The organism is Microtetraspora sp. AC03309 (assembly GCF_020826795.1).
In the GTDB taxonomy this organism is placed as follows: Bacteria; Actinomycetota; Actinomycetes; order Streptosporangiales; family Streptosporangiaceae; genus Microtetraspora; species Microtetraspora glauca.
On sequence record NZ_JADDIL010000602.1, the window covers coordinates 1 to 398 of the forward strand.

The 398-nt window shown below is 61.1% G+C and carries 1 protein-coding gene; it reads right to left on the bottom strand.

Annotated features, from left to right (window positions below; genetic code table 11):
- Window positions 1-272 (bottom strand): helix-turn-helix domain-containing protein (locus IMZ11_RS44555; protein ID WP_228649836.1); only part of this gene is annotated, 272 nt, incomplete at its 3' end.
- Window positions 273-398 lie beyond the last annotated feature (126 nt).

The following is a 398-nucleotide window of genomic DNA, read 5'->3' on the forward strand; positions in this document are numbered from 1 at the left end:
GGGTAGAGGTCACGGCCTTTGTCGGTGAGCAGATACTCGTACCGCGGCGGTGCGCTCTGATACTGGCGCCGTTCCACGACTCCATGGACTTCGAGGTCGTCGAGCCGCGCAGCCAGGATGTTCGACGCGATACCGAGGTCGCGGCGGATGTCCTCGAACCGCGTCAGCCCCGCGAACAGGTCACGCAGGATCAATGGGGTCCAGCGTTGCCCGACCACATCGACCGCGCGCGCAATCGAGCACGCGATATCGCCGAAGGACTGTTTGGGCACATGTCGACCGTAGTCCATTGCGAATTGCAATGAACAGGCATTAGCGTGGGTTGCAATTCGCAAGTGACTAAGGACGGAACAATGACAACGACGACAGACCCGGTCGATGCGTTCTGCGAGGCCACC